The organism is Pseudomonas sp. FSL W5-0203 (assembly GCF_001896155.1).
Lineage (GTDB): Bacteria > Pseudomonadota > Gammaproteobacteria > Pseudomonadales > Pseudomonadaceae > Aquipseudomonas > Aquipseudomonas paracarnis.
This window is the reverse complement of record NZ_MPOR01000027.1, coordinates 1-21,967: the sequence shown is the minus strand read 5'-3', so window position 1 is coordinate 21,967 and position 21,967 is coordinate 1. Positions and strand designations below refer to the sequence as shown.

At 57.8% G+C, this 21,967-nt stretch carries 23 protein-coding genes and 1 tRNA gene; 10 read left to right on the top strand and 14 right to left on the bottom strand.

Features of this window, described 5'->3' with window-relative positions:
* Nucleotide 1 precedes the first annotated feature (1 nt).
* Complete coding sequence (locus tag BOP96_RS20970; protein WP_033690316.1) at nt 2-2,071, bottom strand: putative bifunctional diguanylate cyclase/phosphodiesterase; 2,070 nt, start codon at nt 2,069-2,071, stop codon at nt 2-4.
* A gap of 652 nt (nt 2,072-2,723) precedes the next feature.
* Between BOP96_RS20970 and BOP96_RS20965 the strand changes: the two genes are divergently transcribed.
* From BOP96_RS20965 to BOP96_RS20950, 4 genes are all read left to right on the top strand, one after another.
* Nucleotides 2,724-3,158 (top strand): hypothetical protein, encoded by a 435-nt coding sequence (locus tag BOP96_RS20965; protein WP_073453912.1) that lies wholly within the window; start codon nt 2,724-2,726, stop codon nt 3,156-3,158.
* Nucleotide 3,159: 1 nt separating this feature from the next.
* Nucleotides 3,160-3,819, top strand: a complete 660-nt coding sequence (locus BOP96_RS20960; protein ID WP_073453910.1) for a helix-turn-helix domain-containing protein — start codon at nt 3,160-3,162, stop codon at nt 3,817-3,819.
* A gap of 118 nt (nt 3,820-3,937) precedes the next feature.
* Nucleotides 3,938-4,891 (top strand): hypothetical protein, encoded by a 954-nt coding sequence (locus BOP96_RS20955; protein ID WP_073453908.1) that lies wholly within the window; start codon nt 3,938-3,940, stop codon nt 4,889-4,891.
* A gap of 238 nt (nt 4,892-5,129) precedes the next feature.
* On the top strand, nt 5,130-6,038 hold the full coding sequence (locus tag BOP96_RS20950) for a DUF2971 domain-containing protein (protein ID WP_073453906.1): 909 nt from the start codon (nt 5,130-5,132) through the stop codon (nt 6,036-6,038).
* A gap of 304 nt (nt 6,039-6,342) precedes the next feature.
* On the opposite strand, the gene BOP96_RS20945 is transcribed toward BOP96_RS20950, so the two are convergent.
* Both BOP96_RS20945 and BOP96_RS20940 read right to left on the bottom strand, forming a co-directional pair.
* Complete coding sequence (locus BOP96_RS20945) at nt 6,343-6,828, bottom strand: hypothetical protein (RefSeq protein WP_073453905.1); 486 nt, start codon at nt 6,826-6,828, stop codon at nt 6,343-6,345.
* Complete coding sequence (locus BOP96_RS20940) at nt 6,825-7,229, bottom strand: hypothetical protein (RefSeq protein WP_073453903.1); 405 nt, start codon at nt 7,227-7,229, stop codon at nt 6,825-6,827. Before BOP96_RS20940 ends, BOP96_RS20945 begins: the two co-directional genes overlap by 4 nt.
* A 206-nt stretch (nt 7,230-7,435) precedes the next feature.
* Here BOP96_RS20940 and BOP96_RS20935 point away from each other — a divergent pair, with 206 nt between their 5' ends.
* Both BOP96_RS20935 and BOP96_RS20930 read left to right on the top strand, forming a co-directional pair.
* A complete protein-coding gene (locus BOP96_RS20935; protein WP_073453901.1) occupies nt 7,436-7,669 on the top strand; it encodes a helix-turn-helix domain-containing protein in 234 nt (77 codons plus the stop codon).
* A gap of 157 nt (nt 7,670-7,826) precedes the next feature.
* Nucleotides 7,827-7,903, top strand: a tRNA-Arg gene (locus BOP96_RS20930).
* Nucleotides 7,904-8,097: 194 nt separating this feature from the next.
* On the opposite strand, the gene BOP96_RS20925 is transcribed toward BOP96_RS20930, so the two are convergent.
* Nucleotides 8,098-9,273: a sensor histidine kinase gene (locus BOP96_RS20925; RefSeq protein ID WP_054920370.1), complete on the bottom strand. Its 1,176-nt coding sequence runs from the start codon at nt 9,271-9,273 to the stop codon at nt 8,098-8,100.
* Between the two features lie 5 nt (nt 9,274-9,278).
* Nucleotides 9,279-9,968: a response regulator gene (locus BOP96_RS20920; RefSeq protein ID WP_003187519.1), complete on the bottom strand. Its 690-nt coding sequence runs from the start codon at nt 9,966-9,968 to the stop codon at nt 9,279-9,281.
* 218 nt (nt 9,969-10,186) lie between these two features.
* On the opposite strand from BOP96_RS20920, the gene BOP96_RS20915 reads away from it, so the two are divergent.
* Both BOP96_RS20915 and BOP96_RS20910 read left to right on the top strand, forming a co-directional pair.
* A complete protein-coding gene (locus BOP96_RS20915) occupies nt 10,187-10,999 on the top strand; it encodes a MipA/OmpV family protein (protein ID WP_073453899.1) in 813 nt (270 codons plus the stop codon).
* 113 nt (nt 11,000-11,112) lie between these two features.
* Nucleotides 11,113-12,333 (top strand): alginate lyase family protein, encoded by a 1,221-nt coding sequence (locus BOP96_RS20910; protein WP_073453897.1) that lies wholly within the window; start codon nt 11,113-11,115, stop codon nt 12,331-12,333.
* A gap of 252 nt (nt 12,334-12,585) precedes the next feature.
* Here the strand turns inward: BOP96_RS20910 and BOP96_RS20905 are convergent, their stop codons facing one another.
* Nucleotides 12,586-13,485 (bottom strand): LysR family transcriptional regulator, encoded by a 900-nt coding sequence (locus BOP96_RS20905; protein WP_073453895.1) that lies wholly within the window; start codon nt 13,483-13,485, stop codon nt 12,586-12,588.
* Between the two features lie 116 nt (nt 13,486-13,601).
* Between BOP96_RS20905 and BOP96_RS20900 the strand changes: the two genes are divergently transcribed.
* Nucleotides 13,602-14,633, top strand: a complete 1,032-nt coding sequence (locus BOP96_RS20900; RefSeq protein WP_073453893.1) for an SDR family oxidoreductase — start codon at nt 13,602-13,604, stop codon at nt 14,631-14,633.
* A 48-nt stretch (nt 14,634-14,681) separates the two neighbouring features.
* On the opposite strand, the gene BOP96_RS20895 is transcribed toward BOP96_RS20900, so the two are convergent.
* The 8 genes from BOP96_RS20895 to BOP96_RS20860 all read right to left on the bottom strand — a co-directional run bounded on the left by BOP96_RS20895 (nt 14,682) and on the right by BOP96_RS20860 (nt 21,216).
* Nucleotides 14,682-15,269: a hypothetical protein gene (locus tag BOP96_RS20895; RefSeq protein ID WP_073453891.1), complete on the bottom strand. Its 588-nt coding sequence runs from the start codon at nt 15,267-15,269 to the stop codon at nt 14,682-14,684.
* Complete coding sequence (locus BOP96_RS20890) at nt 15,266-15,838, bottom strand: RNA polymerase sigma factor (protein WP_073453889.1); 573 nt, start codon at nt 15,836-15,838, stop codon at nt 15,266-15,268. The genes BOP96_RS20895 and BOP96_RS20890 overlap by 4 nt, the downstream gene beginning before the upstream one ends.
* A 148-nt stretch (nt 15,839-15,986) precedes the next feature.
* Complete coding sequence (locus BOP96_RS20885; protein ID WP_073453887.1) at nt 15,987-17,633, bottom strand: vWA domain-containing protein; 1,647 nt, start codon at nt 17,631-17,633, stop codon at nt 15,987-15,989.
* 201 nt (nt 17,634-17,834) lie between these two features.
* Nucleotides 17,835-18,485, bottom strand: a complete 651-nt coding sequence (locus BOP96_RS20880) for a DUF799 domain-containing protein (RefSeq protein WP_005783625.1) — start codon at nt 18,483-18,485, stop codon at nt 17,835-17,837.
* Entirely contained in the window at nt 18,482-18,844 is a 363-nt protein-coding gene (locus tag BOP96_RS20875) for a DUF4810 domain-containing protein (protein WP_005783622.1), read from the bottom strand. The genes BOP96_RS20880 and BOP96_RS20875 overlap by 4 nt, the downstream gene beginning before the upstream one ends.
* A 29-nt stretch (nt 18,845-18,873) precedes the next feature.
* Nucleotides 18,874-19,554 (bottom strand): CsgG/HfaB family protein, encoded by a 681-nt coding sequence (locus BOP96_RS20870; protein WP_005783620.1) that lies wholly within the window; start codon nt 19,552-19,554, stop codon nt 18,874-18,876.
* Between the two features lie 503 nt (nt 19,555-20,057).
* Nucleotides 20,058-20,750, bottom strand: a complete 693-nt coding sequence (locus tag BOP96_RS20865) for a hypothetical protein (RefSeq protein WP_073453885.1) — start codon at nt 20,748-20,750, stop codon at nt 20,058-20,060.
* A 73-nt stretch (nt 20,751-20,823) separates the two neighbouring features.
* Entirely contained in the window at nt 20,824-21,216 is a 393-nt protein-coding gene (locus BOP96_RS20860; protein ID WP_171905465.1) for a DUF2846 domain-containing protein, read from the bottom strand.
* Between the two features lie 344 nt (nt 21,217-21,560).
* Here BOP96_RS20860 and BOP96_RS20855 point away from each other — a divergent pair, with 344 nt between their 5' ends.
* Nucleotides 21,561-21,818: a hypothetical protein gene (locus tag BOP96_RS20855; RefSeq protein WP_005783616.1), complete on the top strand. Its 258-nt coding sequence runs from the start codon at nt 21,561-21,563 to the stop codon at nt 21,816-21,818.
* Nucleotides 21,819-21,967: the final 149 nt, after the last annotated feature.

The following is a 21,967-nucleotide window of genomic DNA, read 5'->3' as shown; positions in this document are numbered from 1 at the left end:
ATCACGCTAGAGTCTTGGTCGCGCTTAAGCTTTCCAGCATCCTCTCTGCGCTCATCGGCTTGCCCAGCAGGTAACCTTGCAAAATGTCGCAACCCAACTCGGTAAGCATCTGTTGTTGTTCAGCGGTTTCCACACCCTCTGCAACGATCCTCAGCCCCAGCGTTTTACCGAGCGCTACTATGGCCGAAACGATAGCCGCGTCATCGTTACACTTAGCCAGCTCGGTGATAAAACCTCGGTCGATCTTCAGTTCGTTGGCTGGTAGGCGCTTAAGATAAAGCAGGCTGGAATAACCGGTACCAAAGTCGTCGATGGAGATATTCACGCCCAATGCTGCCAATTGATCAAGAGCAATCAAAGCAGCTTCAGCGTCCCGCATCGCCGTAGATTCGGTAACTTCCAGTGTCAGGAAACGGGGGGGCAGGCCACTGCTTTGCAGGGCATTGCGCACGACATCAACGAGCTTTGCATGGGCCAGTTGTACCGTCGAAATGTTGACCGCAATACTCCATTCGTCTTTACCTTCGCCTAACGCTTGCCATTCGGCCATCTGCCGGCACGCCTCATGGATTACCCAGCTACCGATTGGCACGATCAATCCAGTACGCTCTGCCAAGGGCAGGAAACGGACGGGCGGCACCAAGCCAAAACCTGGCTTGTTCCAACGCAGTAAAGCTTCAACGCCGATCATAGGGCCATTTGGGGCGAGCATCTTCGGCTGGAAGTGCAGGATAAATTCATTCCGATCCAGTGCGCACCGCAGATCCTGTTGCATTTCCAACTGCAGGTGAGCGTTAACGTTCATAGCTTTTTCAAAGAAGCAGTAGCCATCGCGGCCCTGCTCCTTGGCGTGGTACATAGCCGCATCGGCATTGACCATCAGCTCATGCTCGGTTAGGCCATTTTCTGGGAATATAGCGATACCGATGCTAGCGGACACATGCACTGTCTGCCGCCCAAGTACGTAAGGTAATCGAATATTTTCCACCAAGCGTTGCGCCAACATCGCAGCGTCTTCAGGTTCGCCGGGATCGATAAGCAGAACGAACTCGTCGCCTCCGAGGCGAGCCACCGTATCTTCGCCGCGTTTGGCGTCGTTGATTCGCTTTGCTACTTGCAGAAGCAACTGGTCGCCAGTGTGATGACCGTAAGTATCGTTAACAGCTTTGAAACCATCCAGATCCATGAAGAGTACGGCAAAGTGGCTCTTCTGCCTGATGGCTTTATGAATCGCTTGCTGAAGACGGTCGTTTAGGAGGATACGGTTAGGGAGGCGAGTAAGATTGTCGTGAAGAGCTAGCTGCACCAGTTCACTGTTTGCGAGGTCAAGGGAGCTGGCAAGTATGCTGGTGCGGACGTCAAGCATTGATACGATCAAGGCAATAGCGCAGACAGCCAGCGTGATCAGAATCACCAAAACCATTAGCCAGTTGCTATCAATGCCTGCATTGACCGCTCCGCACACGCTCCCGATAGGAAATTGGGCAGCCGCCATTCCGGTATAGTGCATTCCAACAATGGCACACCCCATAATTAACGAGGCGCCGATGCGTGTACGATTGATGTACTGACCTTCGCCACGCAGGCGGAAAGCGATCCACAAAGCCACGCCCGAAGCAAGGATAGCAATCAGCACCGATAGCGCGAACAAAGACGGAACGTATTCCACTACAGGATTCATCAGCAGCGCCGCCATTCCAACGTAGTGCATGGATGCAATTCCGATACCCATGAGCACCGCACCAAGCAGCAAACGCGGCAGTGGCATTTCCGTCTGGCATGCTAGCCACAAAGCAAAGGCGGAGGAGGCGATGGCGATCAACAACGATAAGCCAGTCAGCGTCGGGTCGTAACCCAGCTCGATGGGCAGTTGGAAGGCCAACATGCCAATAAAATGCATCGACCAGAGGCCCGTGCCCATGGCGGAAGATCCACCGGCAAGCCAAAGTGCCGATGCTTTGCCTTCGGTACGGGTGACTCGACCAGTCATGTCCAGCGCGGTATAAGACGCCAGGATCGCTACGGCGAAGGAAAACAGCACATACACGCTGTTATAGCTGCTTACTAGCATTGAAACCCCGAAGGTTGAATTTGGCTCCTCTGGGCCATCGGCGGCACGAGCAGTTTCTGAAGAGTACGCTTCATCCTATCGTCAAAAATTTTACAAAAAAAAGCGTCATGCCAGCCTTGCGACTTCCACGGGCACGCTTACGGCTGAATGCGATGCTGGCAATTGTAGTGCCGTGCTGGGCACCCATATTGAATGACCTGGGCTTTGAAGGCCTTGGAATAGGAACCGAGTGTTGGCTGCATGAAATACCCGTTTAAAAGGCTAGATCTGGTGCTCACTTAAATTTGAGTGCACACGATGTCTTGGCTTTGCGGGGCTGGGTAGATGACATGGCCGGACGGTTACCCTCGTCCGGGCTTTTTGCTTCTTGGCAATGTGTCAGCGCCCACGGACGAATTTTGCGCGGAGTCGGCAGTGTGAATTTCAGGCGCATGGATCAAGAAACCACGACTTCTAGCCAGCCCAATCTTCCAGTGATAAATGTCGAAAAAACGCTTGCAAATCAACATTCTATCTGGATTCAAACGCTAGACGCTAATCACTCAAAGCCTTATTATCAACCCACTGCTCAATAGAAGCAGATTAACCATTAAACAGACGAGAGACTCACTCATGAACCGCTACCAATCCCCTGAACGAAGGATACGCCCCGATGAGTACCGTAGAAGAAAACGCTCGTGATTTCCTCAGCAACTCACTCAGCTCATACCGCCGACTAGCGCAACATCTGAACAACAGCAATCCCAGAACCGACGGGGTTCGCTGGACGAAAGATTCCGCCTACCATCTCTGCCGTAAGAACGGCATCCGTTCGCCTAGACCATGCAGGAATCAACCGGCCGCAAGCATCACGCAGCGCAACCACATACGCCAAGCCATCGCTGAGGCTCTTACAGAAGCACTCAGAGCGTCCGGCACCCCGCTCGCCTCGCTAGCTCCCTTTCAGAGAAAAGATATCGCCCGCTTGTCCGGCTTTCCGCTTGCCACAGTTACAGGCAACTGGGGCAGACTTGAATGCGAGCTGCTAGCCCTCGCAAAGCTGCCCCCCAAGCCGACTGTCATCCCCGTTCTTGAAGACGAGGTGTGAGATGCCTGGCAAAAAAACCACACCAGATCAAAGCACTCAGGTCGTCATTCTCCGGGAAGCCGGATACACACTGCCGGTGATTGCGGATCGCCTGGACTTAAGCATTAGCACTGTGCAACGCATCATCAAAACAACTAAAGCTGTCGCTGGCGCTGGAACACAGGCTCTCATCGACAAAGCGAGGGAGGAGCTGCTCAGCTCTGCTTTTTCACTCGACGCTGTACAACAGACAGTAGCAACACTGGTAGCTGAGGAGCTGGCACTGAGTCATCTGATCAGGACCAAGATCGCTAACGCCTTGGAGGCGCTTGACCCGACGGACCCGGTTGCGTTCAGGGGGCTCGCAGCCGCATCGACGGCGCTCAAGCTAACCCAAGATGTGACCCGACGTTCCCTGCCTATCGATAAGCTCAATCAGGCGCAGGACATTGAGGAGCTGCCCACACTACAGATTCACATCCTGACAGAAAACGATGTAGCTGAGATGCGCGCAAAACAGCGCCTTGAGGAAGCGGAGATGAATGGAGACGCTCAAGGAATCGAGGATGAAATCGCGAACCTTGAATGGATGGAGCGTCGTAGGCTCGCGCAGTCAGATCAAACGGATGAAGAAGATGATGTGGTATGTGAAGGCTTTGACCTACACATGACCGGGACGTGAACAGGCCAAGTGTCAAAGGCTTAGAAATAGGTGTAAGGACTGAACACCCTCGCGATTCTGCCGGGGTGGCGATTTTGAAAATCTGCTCGCGCTTCTGCGTGGGCCTCAGAGCTCTCATATGACAATCAGCCAACGCAGAACGCCCGCTTCATCAGACGCCCTTGAATCGCTTGCAGAGCAGCTCAGCAGCATGCTTTGCGAACCTTCCTTAGAACTGGCTCTGGCCACTCAACGCCTACACCTTGATACCTGTGCATCAGATGATAAAGAGAAAAAAGCCGTAAATTTCCGCCTCTCGAAAAAGACCCAGAACCTAGTATCCATGGTTTACGCGAAGCAATTCGCGATCTCGATGAGGAGTATATTGTCGGGATCAATCTACAGACCAAAGACTCTCCTTGATCAGCCTATACAGAATGAGATGGAGCTCAAGGCTTGGAAGCATACCGATGAGTTCACGAAGCTAGCCGTTGCCTCTGCACCACTCTATGAGATGGCAAAGGCCAGATCATGGGAGCTGAAGACCTTCACTTTGATACTCAACAAAAATCTGAGTGCCCGGCTCGACAATAGTGACAGCACCGCGCTCGAATACATTCGCGACCAGATGACCCGGCTGATTCGTAGAACAGTTGATCCGCAAGCTGAGTTTTTGTACGGCATCGAAAAGGCACCGAAAGCGCTGGCGGAGAACTCCAGTCGGAGACGTTGGCACCTGCATGGCTTGATGATTGGTCCGGTAGGCTTCTCTAAGCCGGGAAAAACGGAACTTCGAATGAAACTTCGCGCAATCAAAGGAGAGGCGGACTCAGACCTGATGTTCAAAACACCGGGCGAAAAAATAGGAGCAGACCCTCAGTCGTCGGCGAGGCAGTGGTGCGTGTATGCGGTAAAAAATGGGCTTACTGTGGAGCTCAATCCTCTGCTCGCTGCTGAATACGAACTACCCGAGGGAAAGCCGACGTTCATATCGTCCGCGTTGAGACGAGAAGCGAAAAGGTGGCATGCAGGCAAGCTCGATGGCTTAACGGTCCCTGAGCTCAGGGCAGGCGCTCCAAGCAGCATCTACTAGCATGACCCAGGACCGCACTCTCTTGAACAACAATGACGGCGAGCACTTCTTGCGTGAGATCGATCAACGGACCAGGGATATCTATGAACGGGTTCAGGTTAGGCTCCGGATTTGCTCATTAAATCGCTGCTCCTTCATTTGGGCTATTCCAGTAAGCAAAAAACGGCGAAACGTGGAGCGGAACCACCGCATCTCAGGTAAATTGTGGTAACCGAACGTTTTCATGGAAGATATAGGTATGAACATTCAGCAATACAGCGATCAAGTCAAAGGCTTGCTTGATCAGCTTCGTGTGACAGATACAGACGGAAAGTTTGCTGCTCACTATACATCTGCGCAGACCCCGAAATTTCTTTTAGCCTGTGCTTCCGATAACAAAATGCGTCAGTTCGACGGGGACTACATGAATGACCCGGAGGAGGGCCGTTATCTCGTTGATGTGATGATCGCCGCTGCGCAAGGGTGCAACCATCAGCATAAGGCTGATTTCGTTGAGCGTCTAACCAAGCTGCGTGAATCTAGGTTGCTCTATTCTGCCTACCGTAAAGCGACGTTTCTCTCGTGCTGGACAATTACTCACATAAAGGCCGGTGCCGAGGACTCAAGTGACTCGCTCAATCATTGGCGATTCTACGGCGAGAATGGCACTGGCGCATGTATCGTCGTGCCACTTAATAACCTCATTGAAATCTTCCCTCAGCAACTTTTTCAAGTCGTTTACGGAACAGAATCGAGAGGAGGCGGTACGGTCTCAGCAGAGCGCCCCATACGCAAGCTTCGGGAAGCGCTGATAAAACGTCTCAATTCACTACGAGCGACGTTTAAACTCGCGATGGAAGACTTAGAAGAGGTAATCCAGGCTACTCACCCGCTTCTGTTCCTGTTCAAATCGTCAGAGTACGCCTCCGAGAAGGAGGTTCGCTCGATCGTCCATGCAGCGAGCTACTCAACCGCAGAGGGAGTTATATTTGACGAACGGGATCCGCGACGGGCGTTCGTTGAGGGCAATCCCGGATTGATTTGTAATGGTTCTATTTTGTACTACGGGCCTAAAGCAGACCCGAAGCATGCAATTGAGGTAATGGGGCTAGCCGCTAACCTAGGGGTGGCAGTGGACGTATACGTGAGCTCGATGCCATATCGTTAGAACCCAACGGTACTGCTAAAGGCCAAGCAACCCATACCTTCCTCTCTCGGCAATATCCGTAACGAACCATCAGGGGGAAGTGACGGATGCCGTGGAGGCAGTGGTGACAAGTCTGGAGCTAAGGATTCTTTACCTCCGACGTCTCGAAACGCTCGATGGGATTTTTAGCACATGACCATCAGCGTGTGCAGGATAGTGAAGATACCGCCAGCACGTCCGAAGGTCGCAGCCCTATTGCGAGAGGCGTGTCGAGCGCTGGCGCTGGCATACTTAGACTTAGGTAAGCGCCTACAAGACCGAAAGGCTATTGGCACGATCCGGTTTTCAAGAAAAGAGCGATCTCGTTTATAAAGTCAGTCTGGGGCGTGTAGCTCTGATCCCGTATTGTCACCTTGACTGTATCACCATCCTGCTTTCCGTAAGCGCCGTCCCAAATGTAGCTGTGCCCAATGAAGTTCTCGCCAAAATAAACGACGAAACCGTCTCCATTGCCGTAAAGCTTACTTGAATGAATCGGAGGGCAACCTGGTCCCTGCATCTCCTGAGCGAGCGACTGGTAAACCTGACGGACTGAGCCCTTCACTGTGACCGTGCTTCTTTCGGACGAGTTGTCGATGCCCTTCTGAGTGAGGCCGTAGCTGCATCCAGTGACCATAGCGGCAGTAGTGATCAGCAACGCAATACATCTCAGAGATGCGTCAAATGAGAATCCTCTTGCTCTGCATGGGCCCATCGAGCCACGCACTTCGCAACCGTCAGGTGTTTTATGCCCATTTGAATCAGCAATCATGCGGCGGCCCCTTTACCTAAACCCCTAGCTACCCAAGCGATGCACCATCCAAAGAGATAGAGCAGTCCACATAAAACGATCCAAGCTCCAGCGAGCTGAGCGACAGTAACCGGACGCTGCTTGCTCACCTTCGCCATGAACTCAGCATGTTGAGCATTGCTCTCATCAATTTTGGCTAGGCGTTCAGAAACCGGGGTCTGCATCAAAGCATCACGAACCAGGCGGTTCGAAACCTGCACGGGTTCCTCAATGATCCTGATATCAGCTAGCTGCGCCTCAACACGCTCCTGATGATCTCGATTCAGCTTTTCATCACTTGGTATGTAGGTGCGATACACATACACCGGAGCAAGGACTAGCGCGATGCAACCTACGACCCAAAGCCTTCGCCAGCCGTTCATACCTGAGCGCCTCGCGCTCTTTCGGTTGATTCCCGTGACGGATCAGGTGCGGGGATAAACCGGACCAATAGTGACTGAACGGTTAGCACATGCAGCTCCTTGCATTTCGATGATTGGAATTCTGCGAGCAGCATTGGATACTGCGCACACGGAAATGCTAATCATAGTATGTCGAATCATGGTATGCAAAAAGCGAAATTTGGTGAATGCCGATATCACCAAATCAATGCGCACTCGTTGCAATCTTCGCCGCAAATGTCCGGCTCCGACGACTTGAGCTTGGCCTCTCTCAGGAGGCTCTTGCTGAACGTGCCGGAGTCCATAGAACCTACGTGGGAATGCTGGAAAGGAGCGAAAAAAATTGCACGATCTACAACATCGAACGGATAGCCCAAGCGCTTAACGTCGACCCCGAACTACTTTTGAAAAAGTCGTCCTAGCCTCTTTGCCCCGCGTGGCTTGCACCGTCTCACTCGCCTGAGTAATGTGGTGAGACATTCACTAACCCCACCAAGGTGTGACACTGCCCCGAATCAGCCCCCTGCGATCCTGCAACTGGACGCATCCGACCCAGATGGGTATTATGGCGCCCGCGTTGCACCTGTAGCTCAGCTGGATAGAGTACTGCCCTCCGAAGGCAGGGGTCGTGGGTTCGAATCCCGCCGGGTGCACCAGATATGAAATGAAAAAGCCTCAGGTCGGGAGATCTGGGGCTTTTTTGTGCGTTTGGTGGGTGGTGAGAGAGTGTTGAGTCGCGTCGGGATAGGAGAGGTGAAAATAAATCCCCTTTTTCCCAAGCAGTTTTCCAGCTCTACGATCATTACGATTTCACCGCCTTGAGCGCCGGTCTCAAGCAAAGAAGAAACGCCTACACAGGAACCTCCGCCCTGATCAGCGTACCGCCTTCGACCAGATTGCGGGCAGTAATGGTACCGCCATGGGCCTGGCAGATCGCACGGGCGATGGACAAGCCTAGCCCGCTCCCCCCCGAGTAACGTGCCCTGGAGCGCTCTGCACGCCAGAAGCGGTCGAACACGCTGTCCAGATGCTGGGCTTCGATACCTGGCCCTCGGTCACCGACTTCAATCACCACCGAACCGTGAACCCGGCGCGCCGTTACATTCAACTCGCCTCCCCCGGCCGCATAACGCAGCAAGTTATCGACCAGAATGTTGATCACCTGGCCCAGGCGATCACGATCGGCATGCATACGAAGCCCATCAGCAATACTGACCTGCGTCAGCACGCAAGCCTCATCCAACTGCGGCTGGAACCACGCCAACCGCTCCGCCACCAGAGCTACCAGAGAAAACTCGCTGCGCTCCAGCACCAGCCGGCCAGCACGAGCCATCGACAACAGGTGCAAATCATCCACCAGCTTTCTGAGTTGATCGAGCTGACGCTTGACCATGCCCAACTGCATGGCATCGCTGGGGAATACCTCATCGAGCATACCCTGCACGCGCCCCATGGCGGCGTTCAAGGGTGTGCGCAGTTCGTGGGCAATGACCGCGCTGGATTCACGCACATCGCGCTCATAGCGCTCCAGTTGCGTGGTCATGCTGTTGAAGTCGCTGACCAGCCGTTGCAGCTCGTCGGGCGCGTCGCGGTGCACCGGCAGGCGCGTCAGGAAATCACCGCCGGCGACTCGCCGGGCGCCCTGGGCAATTGCCGAGAACTGGCTGGACAAGGGCCGCGAAAACCACAGGCCGAAGCCAATGATGATAGGGATCGCGGCCAGCACCAGGCCGATCAGTATCAGCCAGTCGCGATTGGCGATAGCCGGCTGGAAATAGTCCAGCGGATAGTACTGGGCAACCACTTGACGCAAGCGTGCCTCATTGAGCTCTGGCTCGGCGCGCAACGCCAGCAGCTCCTCACGCGGCCCAGGCGGCAGATGCTGCACAAAATACCAGTCCGACAGTGTGACGTTGATCCACATGCACACCGAGATCACCACCACCGCGCCGATCGCCAGCAGGCTCATGCGCAGGCCGATCCAGCGCCACATGGGTTTGTCGTTGACCCGCGGTTGCTCAAGCATGTGCGTTACCTGAATCTATAGCCAATGGAGCGCACCGTGACCAGAACGCCGGTGATGCCGTGGTTTTCCAGCTTGCGGCGCAGGTTGTGCACGTGGGTGTCGACGACGCGGGCCAGGGCTTCGCTTTCCGGCAGGCAGATTTCCAGCAACTCATCACGAGTGAAGGCCTTGGACGGCGTCTTGAGCAACGTCACCAGCAGCTTAAATTCCGTTGGGGTCAGGTCCAGCCATTGCGGTGGTGCTTCGCCCTGCTCAATGGCCGCGGTAAACGCAACAAGATCCACCCGCAGGTTTTCATGGCGCAGCAGGTGTTCGACCGGTTGGTTGCCGGTGGTGCGCCGCAACACCGCGTGCACCCGCGCCACCACTTCGCGCGGGCTGTAAGGCTTGACCACATAGTCGTCCGCGCCATAACGCAAGGCACCGAGCTTTTCCGGTTCGTCGCCCATGGCCGTGACCATGATGACCGGCGTGTCACTGCTACGGCGCACGGCGGATAACACCTCGGTGCCGCTCAAGCGCGGAAGCATCACGTCGAGCAGGATCAGGTCGGGCTGCCAGCTTTTGTACAGGTCCAGACCGCGCTGGCCGTCTTCGGCCAGGGCCACCTCATAGCCATCCCGGAGCAAGTAGGCTTCGAGAATGTTGGCGCTGTCGGCGTCGTCTTCGACGATGAGGATACGTTTTCCTGACACAAAGAAGCCTCTTGATGAAACCTTGATAATTTACGAACGGTTTATTGAAAGTGCGCTGCCAGTATTGCCCTACGCCCGCTTTCGCGAGCCGATCCTATGCCGACCACTGCATCGCTGTCCAAGCCTATCAACGGGCCTGAACAGCTCGATCAGAGGGAGGCGTTGTGTCGCGCGTCGGCGGGCGCACTGCTGTCTTCTTTTGCACATAGGGCTTGACCATGAACTTCACCACCTCCCCTACCCACAACGTTCTGTTGGGCGCCGTCACGCTGCTGTGCTGCGCGCTCGCGCCCCAGGCTCAGGCGACCGACGCCAGCCCGACAGCCGAAGAAACCACCGTTACCCTGGGCCTTGGCATGGGTGTCACGCCTCGCTACATGGGTACTGACCGCTACCGTCCGCTCGTACTGCCGATGCTCAGCATCCAGCACGGAGCGTTGTTCGCCGACACCACTCGCGGCGTGGGCCTGCAATTTCAATCCGACAGTGGTTTTAGCGCCAGCGCAGCGATCAATTACGACCTGGGCCGCAAAGAGAAGGACAGCATCACCAGCCCGGGCGGCGACGAGCTCAGAGGTATGGGCGATATCAACGGCGCAACCGTCGCCGACTTTACCCTCAGCCAACAACTGCTTGACTGGCTGTCGGTCAACGGCGAAGCCGAACTGCGCATGGCCGGCGAGCACCGAGGCAACCGTTACCGCTTTGGCCTGGAAGGCATCTTGTTGCACACAGACCGCGACACCCTGAGCCTGGCCATCGACGCCCATGCCGGCGATAGCCGCTACAACCAGACGTTCTTCGGCGTCACCCAGGCTCAGAGCCAACGCTCGATCTACAGCAAGTACACCGCCGACGCCGGGATCTATGCCTACTCCGCTGCCTTGAACTGGCAGCACACCTTCGACGCGCACTGGTCAACGCTGGCCAGCCTGACGCTGACTCAATACGCTGACCAGGCCAGCGACAGCCCGCTGGTAAGGCGCGAAACCGCAGGCTTGGGCCTGTTTGCAATCAACTACACGTTCTGACAACAAGCCCCGGGTATGCAGGCTTCATCTGAACTATCCCTGGGGCAGATTCCAGTCCTGTGCGAATGGCTTTTCAGACCGCGCAAGGTTCTCCCCATCAGGGCGTACACACGATGATCCGTTTGAAGTACCTGTCCAAAAGAGCCGTGCTGCTCTATGCGCTATTGATGAGTATCGGCAGTCAAGCCTCCCCCACCCTGCATACCGAAGCGTTCGTGCATCCTGGCCTGCTCCAGACCCGGGAGGACTTCACGCGGATACGCGAGAAGCTGGCCAACTATAACCAGCCGTGGCTGGCAGGCTGGCAGAAGCTGATCGCCAACCCCCATGCCTCATTAGACTGGCAGCCCAACCCGGTGCCGGTGGTGTACCGCACTTCAGGCGGCCCGAATAACGACAGTGTTCTGTTCAACGACGCAGCCGCCGCGTATGCACTGGCCCTGCGCTGGCAGATCTCCAACAACCCGGCGTATGCCGACAAGGCCGTGAGTATTTTGAACCAGTGGGCCTTGACCCTCACCGCGATCAAAGACAAGCCCGGCAGAGCTTTGGTGGCAGGCTTGTACGGCTACCAACTGGCCAACGCGGCCGAACTGCTGCGCAGCTACCCAAAGTGGCGGGCGGAAGATTTCCAGCGTTTTCAAGGCATGATGCTCACTGTGTTCTACCCCATCAACCATGACTTCCTGGTGAGCCACGACGGCGCCCGGCCTGATCATCATGGGGCTAGCTGGGACCTAGCCAACATGAACTCGATGCTGGCCATCGGCGTACTGACCGACCGCCGCGATCTCTACAACGAGGCCGTCGACTATTTCAAGCACGGCACCGGTAACGGCGCCATCGCACACGCGGTGTGGAAGCTCTACGGCGATGGCCTTGGCCAAGTCCAGGAAAGCGGACGTGATCAGTCACACGCCATGCTCGACATAGCCCTGCTCGGCAGTTTCTGCCAAATGGCCTGGAGCCAGGGCAACGACCTGTTCGGCTACCAGAACAACCGCGTGCTGCAGGGCGCCGAGTATGTGGCCAAGTACAACCTTGGCCAGGAGGTGCCGTTTACCCCCATCCCCAACAGCAGCTTCAAACAGACCGTCATCTCGGCCGATCATCGCGGCGAACCCCGTCCGATATGGGAACTGCTCTACAACCACTACGCCGTGCGAAAGGGCCTCAGCGCACCGAATGTGCAGGCCATGGCAAATAACGGCCAAGTGGAAGGTGGTGGCGGGGATTACGGTGCTGACAGGGCTGGCTACGTCCAGCTGGGGTATGGGACGTTGCTGTATTCGTTGGGGGAATACGGTTTGTCGCAGATGCAGCTGATGCCGTAGAGGTATATCACCGAAGCTGCGCTGCGCATTACAAATGCGTCTTTTCTACCTATCAAATTCGGGGAATGGCAAGAACGCATTGGTGTGTTGGAAATGTCAAAGGACGCCAGCACCATCGCCGCAGAAGTATGGAGCCAGATATGAATGAAACACCCGGGGTCTTAAGACCCGGGGCTTTTTTGTGAGCCACTTGCACACGCAACTCGATGTTGCTACGAGTGGCTGAGCGCCTACATCCCGATGGGTTGAGCCTTACGCAGGACTCGATGAATTCCTGAAATGCTGCTTATCCAGGCTAAAGATTTCGTCCCGCAACACCCCCTCCAACACCCCAAAAAACCCCTGAATATGCCCCTGCTTCAACGCCTGCGGCCGCGTAGCCAAATAAACCTCCATCGCCGGCAGTTCTATCTCCTGAAAAACCTCACTCAACCCCGTCGCCAAAATACGCGGCAACACCGCCACCCCCATCCCGCGCCTCACCGATTCAAGCTGCACCGCAAACGAACTCACCCTGATCGGCGCATGGTCCAGTCCGGCAGCTTTCGCCGCACGCATTTGCGGGAGCAGGTCCAGCGGTGGCAGCAAGGCAATACTGGCGGCAGTGGCTGGGGTTAGCGCAGGGAATCGTTGCAGATATTCGGCGGTGGCGAATACCCCGTAGTCCAGTTTGCCGAGCCCTCGGTAGATCAGGGAGGGCTCACCCAGGTGTGCGGTGCGTATGGCGATGTCGGCCACGCCTCGTACGATTTTGTGGAAGTCGGTGGTGACCTGGAGTTCTACGGAGCAGCCTGGGTGCTGCGCTGTGAAGCGGCTGGCGGCTTCGAGCACGCTGGCAGAAAAGCCTTCGCCGGCGCTGACCAGTACGGTGCCGCTGAGAATTGCTGGCGCGCCGTCGACGGGGGCCTGGCGTCGCAGGCCGGATTCGGCTGCCAGGGCGACGTCTACCAGGGCTTGGCCTCGGGAGGTGAGCCGGCAGCCTTCCACGCCGCGTTCTACCAGTGGTTCGCCCAGGGCGGTTTCCAGTTGGGTGAGGCGGCGGGAGACGGTAGAGGCCGCGATACCCAGTAATTGGCCTGCCTGTAAAAAGCTGCCGCGCCGTGAGACTGCCAGCAGCAGTCGAAGATCGTCCCAATTTGCCTGCAATGCCATATCTCCGCGCTTCCCTGGTGTGCAGATGTGCAAAGCCATTATGCCGTAGGCGCTGTTTTTACGGCGCGGGCTCGCGGGTATATCTACTGGCCTTCTCAACAAATGGAATGGCCTGTATGAACACGAACCCCAATTGCTTGCGCAGCACCTTTGTGACCGGTGCCACCGGCTTGCTGGGCAATAACCTGGTACGGGAGCTGGTCGCACGGGGTTATGCGGTGAAGGCGCTGGTGCGCTCGGCGGTCAAGGGTGCGCAGCAGTTCGGCGATGTGCCGGGCGTGGAGCAGGTGGTGGGAGACATGGCAGATGTGGATGCCTTCGCGGCGGCGTTGCAAGGCTGCGATACGGTGTTTCACTGCGCGGCGTTTTTTCGCGATAACTACAAGGGCGGCAGCCATTGGGAGGAACTGGATAAGATCAATGTCGTCGGTACGCGAGCGCTGCTGCAACAGGCGTATGACGCCGGTGTGCGACGGTTTGTGCACACCTCGTCGATTGCCGTGCTCGACGGTGCCCCCGGTACGCCGATCGACGAGACGTGCCTGCGGGCCGAAGCCGATGCGGACGACTACTACCGCAGCAAGATCCTGGCTGAGCGGGAGGTGTTGAGGTTTCTTGAAAGCCACCCGCAGATGCACGCCTGCATGGTCTTGCCCGGTTGGATGTGGGGGCCGGGTGACCGTGGGCCGACGTCTTCGGGGCAGTTGGTGAGGGACGTTATCAACGGCAAGTTGCCGGGGCTGATTCCGGGCACCTTTTCGCTGGTCGATGCCCGCGATGTGGCCTGGGCGCACATTGCTGCCGCCCAGAGCGGGCGTCGGGGCGAGCGTTATCTCGCGGCCGGTCGCAACTTGACCATGCGCCAGCTGATGCCTGTGCTGGGGCGTATTGCCGAGGTCAAGGTGCCCTCCCGCCAGCTGCCGCTGCCCGCGCTGTACCTGTTGGCAGCGGTGCAAGAGGCCTACGCGTACCTGACCGGCAAGCCTATCTTGCTGAGCATGGCAACGTTACGGCTGTTGATACGCGAGGAGCACCGTACCCGCTTTGACCACCGTAAAAGTGAAGAGGAACTGGGGCTGAGTTTTCGTGTGCTGGAGCAGACCCTCACGGACACGGTGGCGTGGTACCGAGCCTACGGCGGGTTGTAATAAAAAGCCCCAGGTTGACGGACCTGGGGCTTTTTTGTGGCGGAAGGTTTAACGCGTTTGCAGTGCTTCTAAGCGTGCCGGCAAGTCCTCCTGGGGGAAGCGTTGGTACAGCGCCAGCAGTTTCTCGTCCGCCGCCTTGGTTTCCCCCGCTCGACGCAGGTTCACAATTTCCTGCAGGCCTTCTTCCAACGTAGGCAGCGCCCGTTTGCTGAGTTTTGCCGTTGGCTGATCTGCCACTGCGCTTTCGGCTTGAACCGGCGCGCTTTCAACCCTGGGCGCTACGGCCATGCGGGCCATTGGCGCGGGTGCGGAAAACGCTTGCGGCGCCGGGTGAGCAGCTTCTTCGTGGTGCAGCGCGGAGAATGTCGCGGTGGAGATTTCAGGTTGCGGCACGGGGGAGCGCATGACCACGCCGATCATCAGTGCCAACCCGGCGACGGTGGCGAATGCCATTTGCCAGCGCGGGCGTTGGCAGGCTTGCATCCAGCGTTGCCACAGGCTGGGTTGCGGCTGCGGGGCTTCGCGGCGGGCGGCGTTGAGGATGAAGGCGTCGAGGGACGCGGGCGGCTCGCCCGTGTTGTGTTGACGATAGTGCTGGAGCAGCGCGTCGTCTGGGGTGTGTCGGGAGTCAGTCATACGGATACCTCCTCGGCCAGCAGGCGCCGCAATTTTTGCAGGGCGTAGCGCAGGCGGCTTTTTACGGTTTCCAGCGGGGCGCCGGTGAGGGTAGCGATTTGCGGTACTTCGAGGTCGCCGTGCAGGCGCAGCAGAAACACTTCGCGCTGGTCTTCGGGCAACGCTTGCAGGGCCGCGTCGAGGCGCGCCTGGTCGCGGCTGAGGGTCAGTTGCTGCTCGGGGCCGTCGCTGTCGTCGGCCTGGGCGTGCAGCTGTTCATCGTAGCTGTCATGCAGGGGGTTGTGGATGCCGTGCTTGCGCCAGTGGTCGATCAGGCGGTTGCGGGCGATCTGGAACAACCAGGTGCGAAAACTCGCCCGGCCTTGTGGCTGGGTGGTGCTGCGGATGAGGCTGAGCCAGGTGTCCTGGTAGATTTCTTCGGCCAGTTCGGCTTTGTTGCACAGGGACACGAGGAAGCGGTACAGGCGGTGGCGGTGGCGGCTGTACAAAGCTTCGAAGGCGACAGCGTCACCGGTTCGGTAGCGGGCCAGCAGCGATTCGTCGCTGGGTGAGTCGTCTGGAACGGCCATGGGGTGGGCGAACTCCTTTTGGTCAGCCGAAGCAGGATTAGTGTGGGAGCTGGCTTGTCGAATCGTCGCAACGCTGCGATGGCATCCACTCGGTGTGCCTGGTGAACCGAGTTGTCTGCATCGCAGGCAAGCCAGCTCCCACATTGGTTCATTGTTGTGTTCGGGATTCTGGTTTGAGGCTTTGGGCCAGCTCCACCAGTTGCACGAATTCGTTGCGCAGACCGAACGGGTCATCGCCGCGGGCCGAGCGCGCCAGTTTGGCGGTGTCTTGCAAGCTCATGGTGCCAGTGTAGCGGCCATCGCCCTTGAGCTGTTGGGCGAAGGCAGCCACGGCAGACGCGAAGCGCAGGTCGTCGCTGGCCGGGGCAGCCTGGTTGGCGATGGGGCGTTCGATCAACTGGCTGCTACCGCCCGCAGCGGGCTTGTAGCGCACCCGCAGCATCGCCAGCTCATCGGATTGGCCTTCGGTCGCAGGTGCGGCGGCGTAACGCAGAGGCTCCAACCAGCCCTTCTCGCCCTTGGGCACGATTTCATACAGCGCGGTCACCGTGTGCCCTGCGCCAATCTCGCCGGCATCGACCTTGTCGTTGTTGAAATCCTCACGTTTCAGGGCGCGGTTTTCATAACCCAGCAGGCGGTATTCGCTGACCTGGGCCGGGTTGAATTCCACCTGCAGTTTCACATCCCGCGCCACCACGGCCAGGGTAGAACTGAGTTGCTCCACCAGCACTTTGCGCGCTTCGCGCAGGTTGTCGATGTAGGCGTAGTTGCCGTCGCCCGCGTCGGCCAGTTGTTCCATCAGGTGTTCGTTGTAGTTATCCACACCAAAGCCGAGGGTGGTCAGGGATACGCCGCTTTTACGCTGAGCCACGGCCATTTGCTTGAGGCTGTCGAAATCGCTGATGCCCACATTGAAGTCGCCGTCGGTAGCCAGCAGGATGCGGTTGATGCCGTTGGCAATAAAGCCTTCGCGGGCCATCTGGTAGGCCAGTTCGATGCCGGACGCGCCCGCCGTGGAACCGCCGGCGGTGAGTTGGTCGATGGCGTTGCGGATCTTGGCTTTTTCACTGCCCGAGGTGGGCTTGAGCACCACGCGGGATTCACCGGCGTAGACCACCAGTGACACGCGGTCCTGATCACGCAGTTGATCCACCAGTAATTTCAGCGTGCTTTTGACCAGCGGCAAGCCTTCGCGACGGTCCATGGAGCCGGACACATCCACCAGGAACACGAGGTTGGCGGGCGCCAGTTCGGCCACGGTTTTATCGGAGGCCTTGATGCCAATGCGCAGCAGTTTTGTGCTCGGGTTCCACGGCGTGGTGGCGACTTCGGTGGTGACGCCAAAGGGTGAGCCGTCGGTGGGCAGGGCGTAATTGTAGGGAAAGTAGTTGACCAATTCCTCCAATCGCACCGCGCCTTCGGGGGGCAGGCGGCCTTGGTTGAGGAAGCGCCGTACGTTGGCGTAGCTGCCCGTGTCGACATCCACGCTGAAGGTGGAGACCGGGGTTTCGGCGACGCTATGCACCGGGTTATCCGGCAGGTTGGCGTATTGCTCGCGGGGTTCGCTGCGGTAGTCCATCGTCGCCATTTCCCGCACCCTCATTGGTGCCGGCATGGCCATCCGCTTGACCACTGCATTCTGGATCGGCGCGCTGTGCAGCTCGGCGAGAGGCGCCGGTTCAACCGGTTTGGAGACTTCGGGGGACGATGACAGCCCACACCCAGCCAGCGCCACCAGCAGGGTAACGGTGAAGCCTTGGGCAGCGGGACGCAGGTAAAGCAGAGGGCGGGACATGGGGCTGAACCTCGTGAATGAATGAGCCGTTCACAAGGTCAGACGCGACATAGGTTGGGTTCGGGTTAAACCCATGAAATTCACCCCGATCAATGTGGGAGCTGGCTTGCCTGCGATAGCGGTGTGTCAGGCAGCCTTTCCAGCACTGGCCCACCGCTATCGCAGGCAAGCCAGCTCCCACAGTTGAATGGCGGTGTTCTCTTAGTCCGTGCCGTACTTGGGGTTACGCGGGCCGTACAAGATGCCGGTGCGTTGCCCTGCCGACAGCAACCGCGCACTGGTGATACCGGCAATCGGGTGCGCCGCATCAGTAGAGCTGTTGATCACCTGCTTGACCGCCGCCGTGATCAGCATGCCCACCAGGCCGCCGCCGTTGTTGTTGCCCTCCTCGCTCGACGCCCGCGCCGAACCGGTCCACAGGGTGGTGCCGGTGCGCAGGTCCACCAGTTTGGCCGAGGCCGTCACCGAGGTGTCGCTGGAGATCAGCATGTACTGAGTGCCGTACTCGCTGATGGTGATGTACAGCGCCGCGTCCGCACCAAAGATGTCATGCAGCTTGGCCGGTTGTACGGCCTGGATATCGTTGGCGGTGGTGAGGCCGTTCTGGCGGAAGGTTTCGTCCACCAGGGCAATCGGCAACACGTAGTAGCCAGCTTCGGCCAGCGGGTAGGTGACTTGCGACACCAGGCTGTAGGACGCCTGCACTTCCGGCGATTCATTGATCGGCGGCAGTACCAGGATCGACTTGGGCCGCGCCTGTTTGTACGCCGAATAATCAACCGTCTTGGGTGCGGCGCAACCGCCGAGCAACGCCAGGGCCAGCAAGGCGCCGGTGAGTTTTAACAGGCTCATTTGGTGGCGACTCCGGCTTTGGCGTTTTTCAACAGAAAGTCCATGTACGCAGCAGACTCGGGGAACAGCGCCTTCTCGGTGCGAAACTCCTGCACCATCTGGTCATCCTTGCCCATGTTCATGTACAGCATGCCCAGGTGCGCGTGGTAACCCGGCGGCGCCTTGCGGCCACTGGCGTTGATCTTCTGCAGATCGCGCTCCAGTGCTTCCACCTGTGCTTCCTTGGGCTCGCCTTTGAAGTACTCGTAAACCTGCGGCTGGTAGCTCTCCCATTGATACAGGGGCTGGGGCGCTGTTTGGCACCCGGCTACCGTCGCGATTGCTGCCAGCGTCAGCGCTAACTTCACTGCCTTGCTCATCCGTGTACTGCTCCTTGTGGTGTGGCTGATCAGTTACGCGGGTTCCAGGCGCCGGCGTTGATGCCGTCGACCAAACGGTTGATCGCTTCGCGCATGGCCAGGTCCAGCACCTTGCCATTGAGGGTGGAGTCATAGCTGGCGGTGCCGCCGAAGCCGATCACTTCACGGTTGGACAGCGCGTACTCACCGGCGCCCTGGGTGGAATACACCACCTCGGAGGTGTTGATGTTGACGATATTCAACGCGACTTTGGCGTAGGCCACTTGGGTCTTGCCACGGCCGAGAATGCCGAACAGCTGGCGGTCGCCGGTTTCTTTGCGGCCGAACTCGGTCACATCGCCAGTCACCACATAGTCAGCGCCCTTGAGCTTCTGCACGGTGCCTTTGATTTTGGCTTCCTGGGAGATTTCACCCATGTTGTCGCGGTCCAGCACGCTGAAGCGGTTGGTCTGCTGCAAGTGGGTGATGAGGATGGTCTTGGCCTGGCCGCCGAGACGGTCAACGCCATCGGAGAAGATGCCGCGCATGTAGCTGGAGCGGTTATCGAACTTGCCCACGGCAATCGGCACACGCACGCCGGAATAGGCCACGTGGGCGCTGGCGACTTGCTCCACCGGCATCGCGCGGTTGCTCTCGGTGGCACAACCGGCCACGGTCAACAGCGCCGCGGCGGTAAGGCCCGACAGCAGGATTTTGGACAGTGTCTTCACAGGGTGCTCCTTGGGTGAGGAAATCAGCGTTGCTGGGTTTTCCAAGGAGAAAGGCAGCCTGAAAACGCACTGGCCTGAATTCTTCCCTGAAAGACGGTGATGCAACGGCTGCGGCATTTTACGGGGTTGAGAGCGGTTCTCAAGTTGTTTCGGCCATAGGTGGGTGGCTTACCCTACTGCCGACCGCAATACTCAAAGCAACAACGATCAAATGTGGGAGCTGGCTTGCCTGCGAAAGCGATAGTGCAGCAACAGATGCAGCGACTGACACACCGCCTTCGCGGGCAAGCCCAATGCCGATCAATTAAACGAACGCAATGCCCAAAGCAACGAAGATCCAATGTGGGAGCTGGCTTGCCTGCGAAAGCGGTAGTGCAGCAACAGATGCAGCGACTGACACACCGCCTTCGCGGGCAAGCCCGCTCCCACAGGGGAACTGCGCTTAACCCTGACTGGCATTAGCCCAAGCCCGCACACCAACAGCCGCCAGCCTTCGCACAGCCCTACTTGAGCTCCTTCACCAGGTACTGCGCAGAAATCTGCGTAATCCCGGTCAACGCCCGGCGCAAGGCTTCAGGGTCCGTGCGGTAGGTTAACGGCGTATAGCCATAAACGTTCTGACCATTAAACGGCGTGACCGCTTCAAAGGTGCGCCAGATCATCTCATCGCCCCGATCCATCTGCGCTAACACGTTAAGGGTCGGATAAATCACACTGCTGAAACCCTGGGTCAGGCGAAAGCCCCACTCGGACACGGTAAGCTGAATCTGCGCATCAGCCGGCTCATCGTCGCCGACCACCTTGAGCGTCGAAGTCTTACCCAACTCATCGACAAAGCCCTGCTTGAGCAACACGCCAACATCGAGTTTTTCCGCCTCCATCACCGTCAGAATAGCCACCGGCGTCGGCATCTCGGCCAACTGCCCAAGCTTCATGCCGCCGGCAAACCCGGCACCACTCAACGCCGCAGTACCCACCTTGGACGCCCCGCTGGCCATGCCAACACCCGCGCCAACCCCGGCACCCAGGGCCGCGCCCCAGGCCTGTTCGCGGCCGAAGTACACCATGTTCTTTTCCCACTTCACGGGCAGGACTTTGACGGTCTTGATCTGCGCGCGGTTTTCGGAGGTGAGGGGGTGGCTGACGCAGCCGCCGAGGATGAGGGTGGTGAGGAGAATGAGGAGGAGGTTTTTCACATCAATCCTTTAATGCTTGCAGTGAATACGAGAAGTCGGCAAGGCCTGGACCCTGCCGACACACTGGCTCAACTCATTTGCTTTCTTTGGCAATGGTGCCCAAGGACGCATCCTTGACCAGATAACGGCCTTCAACTTCGCTCAGCGCTTTGAGGCTGTTACGCGCCACGGCGAAGCCCATTTCGACTTCCTGCTTGAGGTAAACCACCTCACCCGCTTTGACATCAATCGGCATGTCCGCCCAGTTTTCAGCCTTGGAGCTGATCACGTGTTTGCCCGGCGTCACGAAAAAATAGATGTACTGGTTACCACGGTTGTAACCCATCTCCGAGTCGGCTTCCTTGTCATCCAGGAACACATTGAACCGCACCATCATCCCGACATTGCTAGGGCGCACGACGTACACCAAACCTTTATCGGCCACGGCAGCCTTGGGCAGCGAATAGTTCGCCACGTCAGCCTGCATCTTCTCCACCGACGGCGTCGAGGAACAGCCAAACAGCGTGGCAAGGGACAGAACGACAGCGGCTTTGCAGAACAACTTGATCATGTATTTCTTCCTTGTGGGTAACGGTGGAGCGGTTTTGAGAGTGCCGATGATGGCGGGATCTCATTTTTTTGATGCGTTGGTCATCGCCGTTGTGTCGGCAATGGATGGCGTGACATGAGCAATGTGTGCCATCAGTGTGACGCCTTGCGCGATTTTAGCTGAGGCGCTTATAGTCCAGCCGTCACTCAAAAGGAGACCGGGTTTGGCGACCCGAAGAACGAGCCCTCAATAATCCAGAGAGCTTAATGATGAATCGATACATGCCCCTAACCGGCCACGACTGCACCGTCCCAGCCCTGATCATCGACACCCAGGCACCTCTCGACGTCCTTCACGACGCCGCCGTGCACCGCATTCGGGCCGTCACCCAACTGCTGGAAAACCTGGCCTTTCGCGAACAACTCAGCAGCGATGCCGTAGTACTTTCAGACTTCGCCCACTTGCTGGCCATTCCGCTGCGCGACGGGTGTGATTTGCTGGATGTCATCAGTCGCAGGCTTAATGCCGATCCGTCCTGAGTTAAAATCGGGCGGCCTTCGTGTCGCCCGCTTTATGCGTGAGCAATTCAACTGGCGGTTGCAGGAGCTGAGTGCAACACGGTTATTGAATTGAAGCCGGAGCATCATGCCGCATTGCCATGGAATTTTGCATGACCTCTCCCATCACC

What these genes read in the sequence shown, in the direction of transcription:
- BOP96_RS20970 (WP_033690316.1), bottom strand. Translation starts at nt 2,071, where the DNA reads ATGCTAGTAAGCAGCTATAACAGCGTGTATGTGCTGTTTTCCTTCGCC.
- BOP96_RS20965 (WP_073453912.1), top strand. Translation starts at nt 2,724, where the DNA reads ATGAGTACCGTAGAAGAAAACGCTCGTGATTTCCTCAGCAACTCACTC.
- BOP96_RS20960 (WP_073453910.1), top strand. Translation starts at nt 3,160, where the DNA reads ATGCCTGGCAAAAAAACCACACCAGATCAAAGCACTCAGGTCGTCATT.
- BOP96_RS20955 (WP_073453908.1), top strand. Translation starts at nt 3,938, where the DNA reads ATGACAATCAGCCAACGCAGAACGCCCGCTTCATCAGACGCCCTTGAA.
- BOP96_RS20950 (WP_073453906.1), top strand. Translation starts at nt 5,130, where the DNA reads ATGAACATTCAGCAATACAGCGATCAAGTCAAAGGCTTGCTTGATCAG.
- BOP96_RS20945 (WP_073453905.1), bottom strand. Translation starts at nt 6,828, where the DNA reads ATGATTGCTGATTCAAATGGGCATAAAACACCTGACGGTTGCGAAGTG.
- BOP96_RS20940 (WP_073453903.1), bottom strand. Translation starts at nt 7,229, where the DNA reads ATGAACGGCTGGCGAAGGCTTTGGGTCGTAGGTTGCATCGCGCTAGTC.
- BOP96_RS20935 (WP_073453901.1), top strand. Translation starts at nt 7,436, where the DNA reads ATGCCGATATCACCAAATCAATGCGCACTCGTTGCAATCTTCGCCGCA.
- BOP96_RS20925 (WP_054920370.1), bottom strand. Translation starts at nt 9,273, where the DNA reads ATGCTTGAGCAACCGCGGGTCAACGACAAACCCATGTGGCGCTGGATC.
- BOP96_RS20915 (WP_073453899.1), top strand. Translation starts at nt 10,187, where the DNA reads ATGAACTTCACCACCTCCCCTACCCACAACGTTCTGTTGGGCGCCGTC.
- BOP96_RS20910 (WP_073453897.1), top strand. Translation starts at nt 11,113, where the DNA reads ATGATCCGTTTGAAGTACCTGTCCAAAAGAGCCGTGCTGCTCTATGCG.
- BOP96_RS20905 (WP_073453895.1), bottom strand. Translation starts at nt 13,485, where the DNA reads ATGGCATTGCAGGCAAATTGGGACGATCTTCGACTGCTGCTGGCAGTC.
- BOP96_RS20900 (WP_073453893.1), top strand. Translation starts at nt 13,602, where the DNA reads ATGAACACGAACCCCAATTGCTTGCGCAGCACCTTTGTGACCGGTGCC.
- BOP96_RS20895 (WP_073453891.1), bottom strand. Translation starts at nt 15,269, where the DNA reads ATGACTGACTCCCGACACACCCCAGACGACGCGCTGCTCCAGCACTAT.
- BOP96_RS20890 (WP_073453889.1), bottom strand. Translation starts at nt 15,838, where the DNA reads ATGGCCGTTCCAGACGACTCACCCAGCGACGAATCGCTGCTGGCCCGC.
- BOP96_RS20885 (WP_073453887.1), bottom strand. Translation starts at nt 17,633, where the DNA reads ATGTCCCGCCCTCTGCTTTACCTGCGTCCCGCTGCCCAAGGCTTCACC.
- BOP96_RS20880 (WP_005783625.1), bottom strand. Translation starts at nt 18,485, where the DNA reads ATGAGCCTGTTAAAACTCACCGGCGCCTTGCTGGCCCTGGCGTTGCTC.
- BOP96_RS20875 (WP_005783622.1), bottom strand. Translation starts at nt 18,844, where the DNA reads ATGAGCAAGGCAGTGAAGTTAGCGCTGACGCTGGCAGCAATCGCGACG.
- BOP96_RS20860 (WP_171905465.1), bottom strand. Translation starts at nt 21,216, where the DNA reads ATGCAGGCTGACGTGGCGAACTATTCGCTGCCCAAGGCTGCCGTGGCC.
- BOP96_RS20855 (WP_005783616.1), top strand. Translation starts at nt 21,561, where the DNA reads ATGCCCCTAACCGGCCACGACTGCACCGTCCCAGCCCTGATCATCGAC.